This window comes from Vibrio gallicus (assembly GCF_024346875.1).
Classification (GTDB): Bacteria; Pseudomonadota; Gammaproteobacteria; order Enterobacterales; family Vibrionaceae; genus Vibrio; species Vibrio gallicus.
Window position 1 is genome coordinate 2,479,823 of record NZ_AP024871.1, and the last position, 15,038, is coordinate 2,494,860.

Sequence of the window (15,038 nt, forward strand, 5' to 3'; positions counted from 1 at the left end):
AATGCAGGTTCTGGTTTTAGGTGCAGGTCAACTTGCGCGAATGATGGCACTAGCAGCTGCTCCTTTGAACATTAAAACCATTGCTTTTGATGTCAACAGCGAAGCAATTGTTGAGCCATTAACCCAAACAAAACTTGGGCAAGGCCTAGAGTTTGCGATTGAGCAAGCCGATGTTATTACTGCTGAATTTGAGCACGTTCCTCACCCCGTATTAGATGCCTGTCAAGCCAGTGGTAAATTACTACCGAGTGCAGAGGCAATTAAGACCGGTGGTGACCGCCGTATTGAAAAAGCACTTCTAGATAGAGCGCAGGTTGCAAATGCTAAATATGCACTGATTCGCAATCAAGATGACTTTAAAGCTGCTATTGAATATGTTGGCTTACCTATGGTTCTTAAGAGCACCTTAGGTGGCTACGATGGCAAAGGGCAGTGGCGCTTAACCTCAACACAACAAGTTGAGACGACATGGCTAGAAATGGAAGCCTGTATCAGCGCACAAGATTCTCAAGCGATCATTGCTGAAGAGTTTGTCGCCTTTGACAGAGAAGTATCTCTAGTCGGAGCTAGAAATAGCAAAGGCGAGATTGTGGTTTACCCACTTGCTGAAAATGTACACACCAATGGCGTCTTAAGCCTCTCAACCGCAATTGAAGATAAAGCACTTCAAGGGCAAGCAAAACAGATGTTTACCGCTGTTGCCGAGTGCTTAGATTATGTTGGAGTGCTGGCACTTGAGTTCTTTGATGTGCAAGGCAAGCTGATGGTCAATGAGATCGCACCTCGAGTGCATAACTCTGGCCACTGGACTCAACAAGGAGCAGAAACCTGCCAGTTTGAGAACCATATGCGAGCAGTGTGCGGACTGCCACTAGGTAGTACTGAGATGCTTCGTCCAACGAGTATGATCAACATTTTAGGTGAAGATTGCCTGCCTCAGACTGTACTCGCTATGAGCCAAGCTCATGTACATTGGTATGGTAAAGATAAGCGTCCTGGACGCAAGATGGGGCACATCAATGTCAGCGGTAAAGATGAGGCTGATAGGAAGGCTCAATTAGAAGCTATTACTAAGCTTCTAGACCCAAAAGCTTATCCCGCATTAAGTCAAAAATAACAGTACCCATAAATAAAAAGGCAGCTTGTGAGCTGCCTTTTTATTCTTGCAAAGCCTGGCACTTTCTATCAGCGCACACGACCGTATTCTTCTTTTTGGTTAACAGCTTAAATCCGCATTGCTTGCATTCACCAGCAATAGGCTCTGAATTTAAGGCGTAATCACATTTTGGATAGCTATCACATGCATAGAATTGCTTGCCATAACGAGAGACTCTCTCAACCAAACTTCCTTTATTGCAGACCGGGCAACTAAACAATTGTTGCGCGCTTTCATGCTCGGTATGTGCAATATAGTGGCACGCTGGATAAGACTCACACCCAATAAACATCCCATAGCGACCCTGTCGTAATACCAATTCACTGGCACATTCTGGACAAGGCACACCGAGCGCTTTGATAATCTGACCTGTAGGTTGATGTAACGGCTTAATAAAATCGCATTCAGGGTAGTTCATACAGCCCAAGAAAGCGCCATGCTTGCCGTGACGTACCTGTAACTCTGCACCACAATCAGGACAATGTTGTTCGAGCGCTTGTCCTTGGGAAGAAAACAGTTTTTTATCAATGTGGCTATTCATGAATTAGTGCAACACACCGTGGTCGGTAGTGTAGAGCAACTCTTCCATAGTGGTATAGGCGCTCTCATTTCCCGGTACATTAAACAGCACCATCAGGATAATCCACTTCAAGTCATCTAACTGAAGATCTAATGTTTCAAGCCCCATCACACGGTCGATAACCATCTCTCTCGATTCAGGAGTTAATACATTGATTTGCTCCAAGAATAAAAGAAAGCCACGGCAACGGGTGTCCAACCTTTGCTGCTCACGAGATGAGTAAATTCGCATAGAGGTTGCAGCGCTCATAGCAATACTTTGGCTCGCACCTTCATCTTGCAGTGCGGCTAAACCTTCTAGCCAATTGAGTGCCTTGTAAATCTCTTGCTGATGGAAACCGGCACGAAGCAGTTCTTGCTCAAGTTCACCTTGATCAATATCTAAATCACTATCACTATGAACATATGTCTCAAATAGATACATAAGAATATCCATCATAGCTAACGTCCCCTCAATCTAATAAAACCACCACTGGCTGAAGCTACCAATCCTTTGAGCTCCAACTCTAATAGGTGCATCATAACCTTATTTACTGGTAAATGGGTCCTTTCTGCTAAAAAATCAACCGACAATAAGCTGTCGCCAAATTGTTCTAACAGCAATGCCTCAGCTTGAGAAAGGTTGGCCTTTTCTGTAACGCTCTGTTTTTGTTCAATTACATCATCAATTACACCCTTATATGCGCTTACACCAAGGATTTCGCTCAATACATCGTCCGCACAAGTCACTAACGTTGCTCCATCCTGAATTAAGCGGTGAGAACCTTGAGCCGCTGGGTTATATAACGAGCCCGGAACAGCAAATACTTCCCGTCCTTGCTCTATGGCAAATCGCGCAGTGATTAAAGTACCACTCTTTAAACTAGCCTCTATGACAACCACTCCTCGACAGAGCCCACTAATGATCCGGTTTCGACGAGGGAAATTGCTCGCTTTAGGAGGCGTCGATGGCAGGAATTCAGTTACCAAAGCCCCACTTACCAAGATTCTATTCATCAAAGCCCTATGCGACTTGGGGTAACAATGCTCAAAGCCGCAACCTAATACCGCCACCGTTTCTCCTCCTGCATCCAAGCAAGACTGGTGAGCACGTCCATCGACGCCAAGAGCCATGCCACTGGTAACCGCTATTCCTCTCTTCGCGAACTGCCGCGCAAAATCACACGCGGTATTAAGACCCTCAATCGAAGCTGAGCGACTACCGACAATGCCTATCTGTTGTTCCTGCAATACGCTAGGCTTGCCTTTGACAAATAGAACAGGTGGCGCACTACTGATTTGCCTTAGTTGGTCTGGGTACGTATCATCAGGAAGCATAAGCAGATGATGACTCTCTTTTTCTGCCCACCTCAAACAGTTTTCAACCGTCACCCCTCCTTTGTCACAGATATACGCGGCTTGGTTTGGCTTAAACCCAATATCTAATAAATTTTTCTGTGAGCAACAAAGTAACTCCTCTGGCGTTATATTCTCTAGGATTTTTTGTGCTTTAACACCACTTAAGCGCGGGATTGTGTGTAAGGTTAACCATGCTATTTTTTGAGCTTCTATCATTTCATAGGCACCGACTAATATTGGTGCTGTTATTTGAAGACCAAAATGACTAAAATTGTCACAATCCGCCGATAAAACTTCGGCACACTTCAATGTATTTGAGAAACTATGTCCATATTACAAGTTTTAACTTTTCCAGATGACCGCCTTCGTACTGTTGCTAAACCAGTGCAAGAGTTCACGCCAGAACTGCAACAACATATCGATGACATGATCGAAACCATGTATGCAGAAGAAGGTATTGGCTTAGCTTCAACTCAGGTAGATGTTCATCAACGCATCGTGGTGATTGATATCTCTGAGACACGCGACCAAGCCATGGTATTGATTAACCCTGAAATCACCGAAAAGCGCGGTGAAGATGGGATTGAAGAAGGTTGCCTGTCTGTTCCCGGAGCACGAGCATTGGTTGCTAGAGCTCATGAGGTCTCAGTAAAAGCATTAGATCGACAAGGCAACGAATTTACTTTCGATGCAGAAGACCTATTGGCTATCTGTGTACAGCACGAGTTAGACCACCTAGAGGGCAAGCTATTTGTAGATTATCTTTCGCCTCTTAAGCGCCGTCGTATCAAGGATAAGCTAGAGAAAATTAAACGCTTCAATGAAAAAGCATAATAATTAAGGAGCTCTACCTTGAGCGAAAAATTGAAAATCATTTTTGCCGGTACTCCTGATTTCGCCGCCGACCATTTGGCGGCGTTGTTATCTTCAGAGCATGAGGTTATTGCTGTTTACTCTCAACCAGATCGTCCTGCTGGTCGAGGTAAGAAACTTACCGCTAGCCCAGTAAAAGCGCTAGCTGTTGAGCACGACATTGCTGTGTATCAGCCAGTGAACTTCAAGACTGACGAAGCAAAACAGGAACTTGCCAAGCTTAATGCTGACATTATGGTCGTTGTTGCTTACGGGCTTTTATTGCCAAAATCGGTTCTAGAGATGCCACGTCTTGGTTGTATCAACGTGCATGGTTCTATCCTACCTCGTTGGCGTGGAGCAGCTCCGATTCAACGCTCTATTTGGGCTGGAGACAAGCAAACGGGTGTGACCATAATGCAGATGGACGAAGGCCTAGATACCGGCGATATGCTACATATAGAGACCCTCGATATCCAAGATACAGACACCAGCGCTGATCTGTACAACAACCTTGCACAGCTTGGCCCTAAAGCCCTAATCAACTGCTTAGAAGATATTGCTAACAATACCGCTAAGGCGACTAAACAAGATGACAGCCAAGCGAACTACGCTAAGAAGCTGAGTAAAGATGAAGCTCGCATTGATTGGAGTAAAGACGCTATTGAGCTTGAACGTGAAATTAGAGCGTTTAACCCGTGGCCTATTAGCTACTTCTCTATCGAAGATAAAAACATTAAGGTTTGGAAGTCTCATGTAGAACCAAACACAACCAGCCTTGAACCTGGCACTATCATTAGTGCTGACAAATCAGGTATCAAGGTTGCTACGGGCAATAACGCTTTAGTTCTTGAGCAGATACAGGTTCCCGGCAAAAAAGCCATGGCTGCATCTGACGTACTTAATTCGCGTGCGGAGTGGTTTATACCCGGCACTCAATTAACAGAAAATCAATAAGCTAACTACACTAAGGCTTGAGTTTCTCAAGCCTTACTCTTTTAGGGAAAAACCTATGAACGTTCGTGCAGCAGCCGCTACCGTACTATTTCAAGTTGTTGATAAAGGGCAGTCACTATCCAGTGCCTTGCCAAAAGCGCAAGCAGATCTAAATCCGAAAGACCACGCCCTGCTTCAAGAAATATGTTATGGCGTTTTACGCTATCTACCTCGTCTAGAGGCTGTAATTAACCAACTAATGGATAAACCCCTAAAAGGGAAGCAGCGTGTCTTCCACCACCTGCTGTTAGTGGGTGTATATCAACTAGGCTTTATGCGCACCGCAGACCATGCTGCGGTAGCTGAGACCGTTGAAGCAACAAAATCACTCAAGGGCCCAAAGCTTAAAGGGTTGATCAATGCTATTTTGCGTAGCTATCAGCGCCAAAAAGAGGACCTAGATAAAAAAGCACTCAGCACCGACGCTGGGAAATATGGACACCCTAGTTGGCTGCTAAAGTTACTCAAAGAGTCATACCCTGACCAGTGGCAGCAAATTATTGAAGCCAATAACACTAAAGCTCCAATGTGGCTGAGGGTAAACAACCAGCACAAAACAACAGCGGAATATTTGACGCTACTTGAAGCTGAAGGCATAGAAGCTACGCTTCACCCACAGGCTCAACATGCCCTAAAGCTAGAGCGCCCATGCGATGTAAATAAACTACCAGGATTCGATCTTGGCTGGGCTTCAGTGCAAGATGCGGCGGCTCAGCTTTCCTTTGAATATTTGCAACCCAAAGACAACGAATTAATACTCGATTGCTGTTGTGCCCCAGGAGGAAAAACAGCGCATATCTTAGAGAACACTCAAGGTGGACATGTCGTTGCTATTGATGCAGACGAGCAACGCCTGCTGCGAGTACATCAGAACCTAGAGCGCCTCAACCTGGATGCAGAGGTTATTCATGGTGATGCTCGCTTCCCTGAGCAATGGTGGCAAGGCGATAAATTCGACCGCATCCTACTCGATGCTCCTTGCTCTGCTACAGGAGTCATTCGTCGTCATCCAGATATCAAATGGTTACGTAGAGCGGATGACCTTACCGCTTTAGCCCAGCTACAAAGCGAAATCTTAGATGCTATGTGGCAACAATTGAAGCCAGGTGGAACCTTAGTTTACGCTACCTGCTCTATCGCACCGATTGAAAACAGAGAGCAAATAAAGGCATTCTTGGCACGTACCGATGATGTAACGCTCATCGATAGTGATCCTGCAAGCCCTGGGCGACAAATTTTACCCGGTGAGCACGATATGGATGGCTTCTTCTATGCGGTTTTAGAAAAGGCTACTAAAGTAAGTTAGGTAGTGTAGTAATAGAGAACTAAGGCATGAAAATCATAATCTTAGGTGCAGGTCAGGTAGGGGGAACTCTAGCTGAAAACCTAGTGGGTGAAAATAATGATATTACGATCGTCGATACCGACAGTCGTCGTTTAAGTGAGCTACAAAACAAATATGACCTACGCGTTGTAAATGGTGAGGCTAGCCACCCTGACACCTTGAAAGAAGCCGGTGCTCAAGACGCGGATATGTTGGTAGCAGTAACCAATGCTGATGAGACTAATATGGTCGCATGTCAGATAGCCTTTACTCTATTCAACACCCCTAACAGGATTGCTCGTATTCGCTCTCGCGAATATTTAGCACAAAAAGAAACCTTGTTTAAATCTGGTGCAATACCAGTAGATCACCTGATCGCACCAGAAGAGTTGGTAACCGGCTACATTGAAAGGCTAATCCAATACCCAGGTGCACTTCAGGTGGTTAGCTTTGCCGATGAAAAAGTCAGTTTGGTTGCAGTTAAAGCCTATTACGGTGGTCCGTTAGTCGGGAATGCCATCTCTGCGCTTAGGGAGCACATGCCACACATCGATACTCGAGTTGCTGCTATCTTTCGACAAGGTAGAGCAATAAGACCACAAGGTACGACCATCATTGAAGCAGATGATGAGGTGTTCTTTGTGGCGGCCAGCAACGACATTCGCTCGGTAATGAGCGAGCTACAACGACTCGAAAAGCCTTATCGCAAACTTATGATTGTTGGCGGTGGTAACATAGGTGCAAGCCTTGCTAAACGCTTAGAGCGCAACTACTCCGTTAAGCTAATTGAAAAAAACCTTGAGCGTGCGACCTTCTTATCAGAAGAGCTCGAAAACACCATGGTTCTATGCGGGGATGCTGCCGACCGTGAACTTCTATACGAAGAAAATATAGAAGAAATGGACGCCTATATCGCCCTGACGAATGAAGATGAAACCAACATTATGTCGGCGATGCTAGCCAAGAGCCTCAACGCTCGAAAGGCTATGGTTCTCATTCAGCGCGGGGCATATGTTGACCTTGTGCAGGGCGGAGATATCGATGTGGCTATCTCACCACAACAAGCTACCATCTCTGAGCTTTTAACCCATGTTCGTCGTGGTGGTATCGTCAACGTATCTTCACTACGTCGTGGGGCTGCTGAAGCTATTGAGGTTATTGCTAGTGGTGACCAAAATACCTCCAAGGTCGTTGGCAGAGCTATTGCAAACCTCAAGCTACCGCCAGGTACAACCATTGGTGCTATAGTTCGTGGGGAGGAGGTACTGATTGCTCATGACCGTACCGTCATTGAACAAGACGACCATATCGTTATGTTCCTCGTTGATAAAAAGTACATCACCAATGTTGAAGCACTTTTCCAACCAAGCCCTTTCTACCTGTAAGGCTCGGCTGACATGGTAAACATAAGACCCATCATATTTGTTCTAGGGCTAGTTCTATCAAAACTGGCGCTATTTATGTACCCGCCAACAATCCTAGCACTGTTTAATCCAGGCAGCGGCTTTGTTGAATTCGCTAAAGCTGTCGCAATTACCCATTTGGCATCATTCATATGCTTAACCTATGGACGCTCTGAGCACTTTAGGCTTAACGTGCGAGATGTGTTCCTTGTTACCACCCTAGTTTGGGTTGTATGTACTGGATTTGGCGCGCTTCCTTTTGTTTTCATCAATCACATCAGCTTTACTGATGCTTTCTTTGAAACAATGTCTGGAATTACGACAACGGGTTCAACGGTACTGAGCGGCTTGGACAATATGTCGCACAGTATTCTGTTATGGCGCTCATCATTACAATGGCTAGGTGGTATTGGCTTTATTGTTATGGGGGTGGCAATTCTACCAATGCTTAATGTCGGTGGTATGCGTCTGTTCCAAACGGAGTCCTCTGATTGGTCAGATAAGAGTGACCCTAGGGTTAAAAACGTCGCTAAAGGTATTGTAGCCGTTTATGTATCTTTGACTGTTGCTTGCATCTTGGCTTATATGTTTTCAGGCATGAATCTATTTGAAGCTATCAATCACGCCTTTACCACCCTCTCTACTGGCGGGTACAGCACCTCTGATGGGTCAATGAATCATTTCTCCCACTCGGCGCAATGGTTTTCAACTTTGTTTATGTTTTTAGGTGGGCTACCGTTTCTGCTTTTTGTTGCGGTAGTGAAAAAGAAATCCCTTGCAGCATTAACCAGAGATGCTCAAGTATTGGGTTTTCTAAAGCTGTTTTTGGTATCCAGCTTAGCCATTACTGCATGGCTGGTATATCGCGATCAATACCATGTAATGGATGCACTGCGTGTATCGATGTTCAACGTGGTTTCGGTACTAACCACCACCGGTTTTGGCCTCGATGATTTCACAGCTTGGGGTACGCTAACAACGGTATTATTTGCTTTCCTCTTAATGATAGGTGCGTGCTCTGGTTCGACCGCTGGTGGTATTAAGGTGTTTCGCTTTCAGATAGCGAACACCTTACTTAAGATTCAGATGCTCAAATTAATACATCCATCCGGAGTATTTGTTCAGCGCTACAACAAACGTACTGTAAACGATGAGATCATCCGCTCTGTTGTTGCGTTTAGCCTCACCTTCTTTGCCACCATACTCATTATTGCTGCCGGTCTTAGTGCTTTGGGGCTTGATGCAGCAACCAGTTTATCTGGTTCAATTACCGCCGTGGCTAACGTCGGGCCGGGGATGGGGCACATCATTGGCCCTAAAGGCAATTTTGCACCACTCCCTGATGCCGCAAAATGGATGTTAAGCCTTGGAATGCTGTTGGGGCGCCTAGAGATATTAACCGTTCTGGTGTTATTTATTCCTGGGTTCTGGAAGAGATAAATTCCTAATCATAATAAGGGCGCATTTCGCGCCCTTATTTATAGCAATTTCTGCATTAATGCCTTTAATTGCTCTTGCTCTTCATTCTCTAAGCCAATGAAGTGATCAGACATAACACTAAAAAACAGTGGTGAAACCTTTTCAACCATAGAAATGCCCTGTTCAGACAGCCGTATTTTTACGCCTCTCTTATCAACTAAATCATGTCGCCTTACTACTAACCCTTTATTTTCTAGGCGATCAATTCTATTTGATAGTGCCCCAGAAGAAGGTAGAAGCGTGCGATCTTTAAGCTCTTTTGCTGACAATTCATGTGGTAGCCCAGCACGAAATAAAGTTGCCAACACATCAAATTCTGACGGATTTAACGAGTATTGCTTACAGAAGTCGTGTCGAGCACTCGATATCTGATTACTGAAACGAACAAATTGAGTAACCAGTTCAATTGAGGTCTTTGATAACTCAGGGTTAACGCTTAACCATTCGCTCGCAACCAACTCATCCTTTGTTTTATCTTTCAAAAAGTAACTCCACAATTCACCTCAGTACAGGAATAGTAACACCTTAGCCTTCCTTTCACTGACCACATACCACCATATAAATACTATTCTATCATGCCCAAAGGACGAGAGCAGAGCATGTCACTCTGCAACCACCGCCCCAAAAAAAAGCATCGTTGTAAGCATTTATCTTCTGTCCACTGCTCAATTGGTTGCTACATTGAACCTTTACTTTTAATTTGTGTTTATTTAAACTTACTTTAATTAAACGCAGGCCTGCATATGAAAATAATTCTCGCAATACTCGCCCCTCTGTTATGGGGAACAACCTATGCAGTAGTCTCCTCACAATTTTCAGGGTGGTCACCATTTGCATTGGCAGTCTGGAGAGCACTACCGGCAGGGTTGCTATTACTTATCCTGAAACCTACATGGCCTAAGTGGCATGAACTGCCCGCTTTGCTTCTCGTTGGCTTTCTTAATATCGCACTCTTTTTTGGGCTTTTATTTGCAGCAGCACTGCACCTTCCTAGCACCTTGGTTGGAGTGGGTCTGATTGCTCTACCTGTTATTGGACTAGCGGTAATAGGGCTTATAGATAAAACAAAACCCTCCATTATTCAGGTAGCGTCCTCCTCAATACTGGTGCTTAGCTGTATTTATTTGTTTAGCACCAGCGTCACACCAATAAGCCTCAAAGCAGTACTATTTTTAATAGCGTCAATGACTGTTCTAATTATTGGTAGCGTTATTGCTAAGCAGGTCATGGTCAAAATCAACTGGTGGAAACTTTTAACATGGAAGTTGATTCTTGGTGGGATAATTCTATTGCCCCTTGCTTACTGGGAGGTATCGCTTAGTGGAAAGGGTTATGTCACACCAATACCAACTACAGCGGTGCAATGGGAGGCTATGCTTTGGTTAACTATCGGCTTAACCTCACTTGCCTATGGCGCGTATATTTATACCATACCTATGATTACAACCACGGAGCTGAGCTTTTTTGGAACCCTAAACCCAGTCTTAGCTATGGTACTAGGTGCAACATTACTAGGTGAATCTTTTAGCTACTTACAGATATCGATAATGGGCCTAATGGTGCTTACCAACCTTATAGCACAGCTCTATGAATACCGTAAAAAGCTCCCCCCAGAGCAAGCCCTTATGGATTATCACCGTTAGCGTCATTAAATAGCTTCGTCAGAAATTCTACAACCTGTTGTGCGCTTTGATCGGCGGTAAGCTGATTAGATAGGGATAATTGAGATTGCAGATCTTTGCTGCCAATTAGACTAGATAAAAGCCCACCCAGCCCGGATTTTTGGCGGTCTACCTCAAACCAAAGCTTTAGCTCTTGTTTATCTCTATAAACAACGATCTCTAGCTCTCTCCAGCTACCATGAAAGGGACCTGTGGTAGGGACAAACTCAAACTCTTGAACAAATGGCAAAGCAAAACCGTGTGCTTCTTCGCACTGTGCCTGTCTAATTCTCAGTCCTAACTCTTCCAGTTCAAAGAATATTTTATCAAGTACGCTATCAGGGCGAACAGTCAGCATATCCTTATCACTTGGGTCTATCGCCATATCAATATCAAGCGCGGTTTCAAGCCAAACCTCGGAACTGCCTAGGGTTAGCGGTGTGTTCAACGGAACATCGAGTTCAACCTCAAAGGTACGCTCCTCACCAGGCTTAATCGTAAAAGAATAAGGAAGCTGCCAAGAGTCTAAAACATGATTAACGGCAACCCGCCTTTTGCTTACATCTTGTCGATCATCATTTGGATGTCTTTGTTGCCGCTCTGCAATATAGCGACAACATAATTTAAGGTCGATATGCTCGATGTGTTGCGCGCTTGCACCACCATAAGCGTGGATTACAACCCCAACCTTATCTCCAGGTACCAATACTTCTTGTTGCAATATCGAATCCACTTTAGCCGAACCTACCCCTAAGCTGGCCAGTGTTTTTTTAAACAAAGACATACATATCCCTCTGCAATTACATTGCTCAATAACCCTTTAAACATACACTCTAAACAAGCTGGTATATAAGTTTGCGACCTATTTTTAATTGATGCCTAAAAAATAATGCTATTTTTATATTGATATTGATTTAATATCTGCCATGAATTGTTTAATGATTCTGTTATAACGGCAAAGGATATGCCTGACTTATTTGGTGAAGTATGTTTCCAACAACCGTCAGGTTTTCTCGTCCTTCTGGGCGAGTGACACATCGCAGAACCGGTTTTGCGAAGGTGCCTAAAACAAACAAAACAGCAGAAGCTCCAAAAGCTTAAGATTAATTGATCTACTTGGGCTCAAGCCCTTACCTGCTGTATAAAAAAAAGCGCTACAGCTTATGCTTGGCGCTTTTTTCTTGTCTTTTTTACCGCAAAAGCTTTCAAGCTAGGTAATTTTTGATACTTTACTCTCAATAACCTCACTAAGGATTTTGGAGAAAACAATGAAGTGTCATCGCGTTAATGAACTGATCGAGCTATTACACCCAGAATGGCAAAAGGATCCAGACCTAAACCTCATCGAATTTATTATCAAGCTATCCAAAGAAGCGGGTTTCAATGGCAACCTTGAAGACCTTACAGATGATGTACTGATCTACCATCTAAAAATGCGTAATAGCGATAAGCAAGAAGAGATCCCAGGTCTTGCTAAAGACAAAGAAGATGACTTTAAAACAGCCCTACTTCGCGCTAGAGGCATCATTAAGTAATCTAATAAAAGCCTCAATAAGCGAAACTGCTATGAGGCTTTTTAAAAACACGACCAACTCGCACCCTGTATTTAATTCATTCATCTAATCTGCAACTGATTTAACAACTTGCTTTACCTTACTTAGATATACTGACCTGATATTTCGAATCTAGGACCCAATATGGATAAGGACCGTATTAACGTCAAAGACGTTACGCCAAAGCAAGCACCACCCTCTCAACGAGAAGATAGGTTTAACCCTAGCAATCGTATCTATGTACGTGCCAGTAGTGGTATGTATCAAAAATTACGTCGCTATGGTGCTTGGATATTACTCGCCCTATTTGCATTAACCCCATGGGTTCCATATGGAGAGCGACAAGCGATCCTGCTGGATATTGGGCAACAACAGTTTAACTTCTTTGGTACCACGCTTTACCCACAAGACCTTACCCTTTTAGCACTGCTGTTTATGATCGCAGCCTTCGCTCTATTCTTTCTCACCACATTTTTAGGTCGCGTCTGGTGTGGCTATCTCTGCCCACAAACCGTTTGGACCTTCATGTATATCTGGTTTGAAGAAAAGCTAGAAGGCTCGGCAAACAAAAGACGTAAACAAGACTCACAAAAGCTCGCCTCAAACCTGCTACTACGCAAAACCCTCAAGCATCTTGCTTGGATAGGAATCGCTATAGTGACCGGCTTAACCTTTGTTGGATACTTTATTCCATCCACCGAACTGTGGGTTGATTTCTTTACCCTCAACGCCAGCTTTTGGGCCTATTTCTGGGTTCTATTTTTTGCGGGCTGCACCTATGCTAATGCAGGCTGGATGCGTTCTATCGTATGCATTCACATGTGTCCTTACGCTCGCTTTCAATCTGCGATGTTTGATAAAGATACCTTTATTGTCGGCTATGACACCAAGCGTGGTGAAAGTCGTGGTCCACGCTCACGTAAGGCAGACCCAAAGCAGCTTGGGCTTGGGGATTGTATCGACTGTAATCTCTGTGTTCAGGTCTGCCCTACTGGAATTGATATTCGTGACGGATTGCAGTACGAATGTATCAACTGTGGCGCTTGTATTGATGCCTGTGATACCACAATGCAGCGCATGAACTACGACAAGGGACTGATTAGCTACACCACTGAACACAAACTAGAAGGCACACATACCAAGATTATGCGGCCTAAGCTTATCGGATATGGGTTAATCATGATCCTGATGTTAGGTGGCTTTTTGGCGCAGATAGCCAGTGTTGATCCCGCAGGCTTAACCGTCCTTAGAGATAGAAGCCAACTCTATCGCTCCAACAGTGATGGCTATATAGAAAACACCTATACCTTAAAGGTAATCAATAAAACCCAGCAGCCTCAGCAGTACACGTTATCGGTTGAGGGGCTAAACAAAGAAAAATGGTATGGCCGACAAACAATAAATGTTGCCCCTGGAGAGGTATTTAGCTTGCCGATTAGCCTTGGAGTTAACCCCGATGAACTAAGCTCCTCTGTCACTCATATAGAGTTTATATTAAATGACGCGCAGGGCTTTAGCACGGTAACTGAGAGCCGCTTCATCAAGCAACTCTAACTTAGCCTAACGCTTACCATCGGGATAAAATAAGCTGTACCACAACAAGTCTGGGCTTAATATTAAGCTCAGGCTTGTTTTGTTTGAAGTTTCCGAGATACTGTACTCTGCATTTATCAAATATCAGCCTAGGTAATGACCTCACCCTTTAATTTCGATTCACTCACTCCCGACCTCATGTGGTATGCCCTTGAAAGTATCGGTATCCGCGCTGAATCAGGCTTCTTGGCTCTTAATAGCTATGAAAATCGAGTTTACCAATTCATAGATGAAGAGAAGCAGCGCTACGTTGTTAAGTTCTACCGCCCTCAGCGTTGGAGTGAAGCACAGATAGCTGAAGAGCACGAATTTATGGCTTGTCTGGATGCGCAAGAGATACCATTAGCAGTTCCTGTAACTCTTGGGCAACAAACACTGCATTTTTATGGTGGTTACCTGTTTGCGTTGTACAACAGTGTTGGTGGACGCCAATTCGAAGTTGATAACTATAACCAACTAGAGATGGTTGGACGCTTTCTAGGTCGAATACACAAAGTCAGTCAAGACCTTGCCCCTTATCAACACCGGCCTAGCATTAGCCTTGATGAATACCTGTATCAACCAAGAGAATTATTGCAAAACAGCCACTTTATTCCGTCTCATCTAGAGAAGGCGTTCTATAACGATCTCGACCTTTTAATAGCAGAGGTCGAGCAACGCTGGGATAGTAACTATCAAAGCATACGCCTGCACGGGGATTGCCACCCGGGAAACATTCTATGGCGGGATGGCCCTACTTTTGTCGATCTAGATGATTCCCGAAATGGGCCAGCGGTACAAGATCTATGGATGTTATTGCATGGTGATCGCCAAGAAAAACTACTGCAGCTGGATATTTTGCTTGAGGGCTATCAAGAGTTTTGTGATTTTAATAGCACTGAATTGAAACTGATCGAGCCATTGCGCGGTCTACGTCTAGTACACTATATGGCATGGCTAGCAAAAAGATGGCAAGACCCCGCTTTCCCAGTAGCTTTTCCATGGTTCAATGATGCAAAATACTGGGAAGGACAGGTTCTGGTCATTAAAGAGCAACTCTCTGCATTAGCAGAGCCGCCACTCTCACTGACACCCATGTGGTAACACCAAACATACTAGGCAGCC

Annotated in this window: 15 protein-coding genes; 10 read left to right on the forward strand and 5 right to left on the reverse strand. The window is 44.4% G+C overall.

Features of this window, described 5'->3' with window-relative positions; translation table 11 throughout:
- Position 1 precedes the first annotated feature (1 nt).
- Positions 2–1,117 carry a 5-(carboxyamino)imidazole ribonucleotide synthase gene (locus tag OCU28_RS11615; protein ID WP_261816303.1) on the forward strand — a complete coding sequence of 372 codons (1,116 nt, stop codon included), beginning with the start codon at positions 2–4 and terminating at the stop codon, positions 1,115–1,117.
- 40 nt (positions 1,118–1,157) lie between these two features.
- On the opposite strand, the gene OCU28_RS11620 is transcribed toward OCU28_RS11615, so the two are convergent.
- The 3 genes from OCU28_RS11620 to dprA are packed head-to-tail and all read right to left on the reverse strand — an operon-like array spanning position 1,158 to position 3,289.
- Positions 1,158–1,697 (reverse strand): DNA topoisomerase family protein, encoded by a 540-nt coding sequence (locus OCU28_RS11620; protein WP_261816304.1) that lies wholly within the window; start codon positions 1,695–1,697, stop codon positions 1,158–1,160.
- A 3-nt stretch (positions 1,698–1,700) separates the two neighbouring features.
- On the reverse strand, positions 1,701–2,174 hold the full coding sequence (locus OCU28_RS11625; RefSeq protein ID WP_261816305.1) for a DUF494 family protein: 474 nt from the start codon (positions 2,172–2,174) through the stop codon (positions 1,701–1,703).
- Between the two features lie 2 nt (positions 2,175–2,176).
- Complete coding sequence (gene dprA, locus OCU28_RS11630) at positions 2,177–3,289, reverse strand: DNA-processing protein DprA (protein WP_261816306.1); 1,113 nt, start codon at positions 3,287–3,289, stop codon at positions 2,177–2,179.
- A gap of 108 nt (positions 3,290–3,397) precedes the next feature.
- On the opposite strand from dprA, the gene def reads away from it, so the two are divergent.
- From def to OCU28_RS11655, 5 genes are read left to right on the forward strand one after another with little or no spacing between them, the layout of a single operon-like run.
- Entirely contained in the window at positions 3,398–3,907 is a 510-nt protein-coding gene (gene def / locus OCU28_RS11635) for a peptide deformylase (protein WP_261816307.1), read from the forward strand.
- A gap of 18 nt (positions 3,908–3,925) precedes the next feature.
- On the forward strand, positions 3,926–4,882 hold the full coding sequence (gene fmt, locus OCU28_RS11640; RefSeq protein ID WP_261816308.1) for a methionyl-tRNA formyltransferase: 957 nt from the start codon (positions 3,926–3,928) through the stop codon (positions 4,880–4,882).
- A 55-nt stretch (positions 4,883–4,937) separates the two neighbouring features.
- Entirely contained in the window at positions 4,938–6,227 is a 1,290-nt protein-coding gene (gene rsmB, locus OCU28_RS11645) for a 16S rRNA (cytosine(967)-C(5))-methyltransferase RsmB (RefSeq protein ID WP_261816309.1), read from the forward strand.
- Positions 6,228–6,253: 26 nt separating this feature from the next.
- Positions 6,254–7,630, forward strand: a complete 1,377-nt coding sequence (gene trkA / locus OCU28_RS11650; RefSeq protein WP_261816310.1) for a Trk system potassium transporter TrkA — start codon at positions 6,254–6,256, stop codon at positions 7,628–7,630.
- Between the two features lie 12 nt (positions 7,631–7,642).
- A complete protein-coding gene (locus OCU28_RS11655; RefSeq protein ID WP_261816311.1) occupies positions 7,643–9,088 on the forward strand; it encodes a TrkH family potassium uptake protein in 1,446 nt (481 codons plus the stop codon).
- A gap of 38 nt (positions 9,089–9,126) precedes the next feature.
- On the opposite strand, the gene OCU28_RS11660 is transcribed toward OCU28_RS11655, so the two are convergent.
- On the reverse strand, positions 9,127–9,609 hold the full coding sequence (locus OCU28_RS11660) for a MarR family winged helix-turn-helix transcriptional regulator (protein ID WP_261816312.1): 483 nt from the start codon (positions 9,607–9,609) through the stop codon (positions 9,127–9,129).
- Positions 9,610–9,870: 261 nt separating this feature from the next.
- On the opposite strand from OCU28_RS11660, the gene OCU28_RS11665 reads away from it, so the two are divergent.
- Positions 9,871–10,770 carry a DMT family transporter gene (locus OCU28_RS11665; RefSeq protein WP_261816313.1) on the forward strand — a complete coding sequence of 300 codons (900 nt, stop codon included), beginning with the start codon at positions 9,871–9,873 and terminating at the stop codon, positions 10,768–10,770.
- Here the strand turns inward: OCU28_RS11665 and OCU28_RS11670 are convergent.
- Positions 10,751–11,572, reverse strand: a complete 822-nt coding sequence (locus OCU28_RS11670) for a sporulation protein (protein ID WP_261816314.1) — start codon at positions 11,570–11,572, stop codon at positions 10,751–10,753. The two genes, OCU28_RS11665 and OCU28_RS11670, sit on opposite strands and share 20 nt — an antisense overlap.
- Positions 11,573–12,056: 484 nt before the next feature.
- On the opposite strand from OCU28_RS11670, the gene OCU28_RS11675 reads away from it, so the two are divergent.
- From OCU28_RS11675 to OCU28_RS11685, 3 genes are all read left to right on the forward strand, one after another.
- On the forward strand, positions 12,057–12,323 hold the full coding sequence (locus OCU28_RS11675) for a YihD family protein (protein WP_261816315.1): 267 nt from the start codon (positions 12,057–12,059) through the stop codon (positions 12,321–12,323).
- 162 nt (positions 12,324–12,485) lie between these two features.
- On the forward strand, positions 12,486–13,895 hold the full coding sequence (gene ccoG / locus OCU28_RS11680; RefSeq protein ID WP_261816316.1) for a cytochrome c oxidase accessory protein CcoG: 1,410 nt from the start codon (positions 12,486–12,488) through the stop codon (positions 13,893–13,895).
- Positions 13,896–14,030: 135 nt separating this feature from the next.
- Positions 14,031–15,017: a serine/threonine protein kinase gene (locus tag OCU28_RS11685; protein ID WP_261816317.1), complete on the forward strand. Its 987-nt coding sequence runs from the start codon at positions 14,031–14,033 to the stop codon at positions 15,015–15,017.
- Positions 15,018–15,038: the final 21 nt, after the last annotated feature.

Bases quoted from the DNA above. Each gene is read 5' to 3' on its own strand.
- OCU28_RS11615 (WP_261816303.1), top strand. From the start codon at position 2: ATGCAGGTTCTGGTTTTAGGTGCAGGTCAACTTGCGCGAATGATGGCA.
- OCU28_RS11620 (WP_261816304.1), bottom strand. From the start codon at position 1,697: ATGAATAGCCACATTGATAAAAAACTGTTTTCTTCCCAAGGACAAGCG.
- OCU28_RS11625 (WP_261816305.1), bottom strand. From the start codon at position 2,174: ATGATGGATATTCTTATGTATCTATTTGAGACATATGTTCATAGTGAT.
- dprA (WP_261816306.1), bottom strand. From the start codon at position 3,289: ATGATAGAAGCTCAAAAAATAGCATGGTTAACCTTACACACAATCCCG.
- def (WP_261816307.1), top strand. From the start codon at position 3,398: ATGTCCATATTACAAGTTTTAACTTTTCCAGATGACCGCCTTCGTACT.
- rsmB (WP_261816309.1), top strand. From the start codon at position 4,938: ATGAACGTTCGTGCAGCAGCCGCTACCGTACTATTTCAAGTTGTTGAT.
- trkA (WP_261816310.1), top strand. From the start codon at position 6,254: ATGAAAATCATAATCTTAGGTGCAGGTCAGGTAGGGGGAACTCTAGCT.
- OCU28_RS11655 (WP_261816311.1), top strand. From the start codon at position 7,643: ATGGTAAACATAAGACCCATCATATTTGTTCTAGGGCTAGTTCTATCA.
- OCU28_RS11665 (WP_261816313.1), top strand. From the start codon at position 9,871: ATGAAAATAATTCTCGCAATACTCGCCCCTCTGTTATGGGGAACAACC.
- OCU28_RS11670 (WP_261816314.1), bottom strand. From the start codon at position 11,572: ATGTCTTTGTTTAAAAAAACACTGGCCAGCTTAGGGGTAGGTTCGGCT.
- OCU28_RS11675 (WP_261816315.1), top strand. From the start codon at position 12,057: ATGAAGTGTCATCGCGTTAATGAACTGATCGAGCTATTACACCCAGAA.
- ccoG (WP_261816316.1), top strand. From the start codon at position 12,486: ATGGATAAGGACCGTATTAACGTCAAAGACGTTACGCCAAAGCAAGCA.
- OCU28_RS11685 (WP_261816317.1), top strand. From the start codon at position 14,031: ATGACCTCACCCTTTAATTTCGATTCACTCACTCCCGACCTCATGTGG.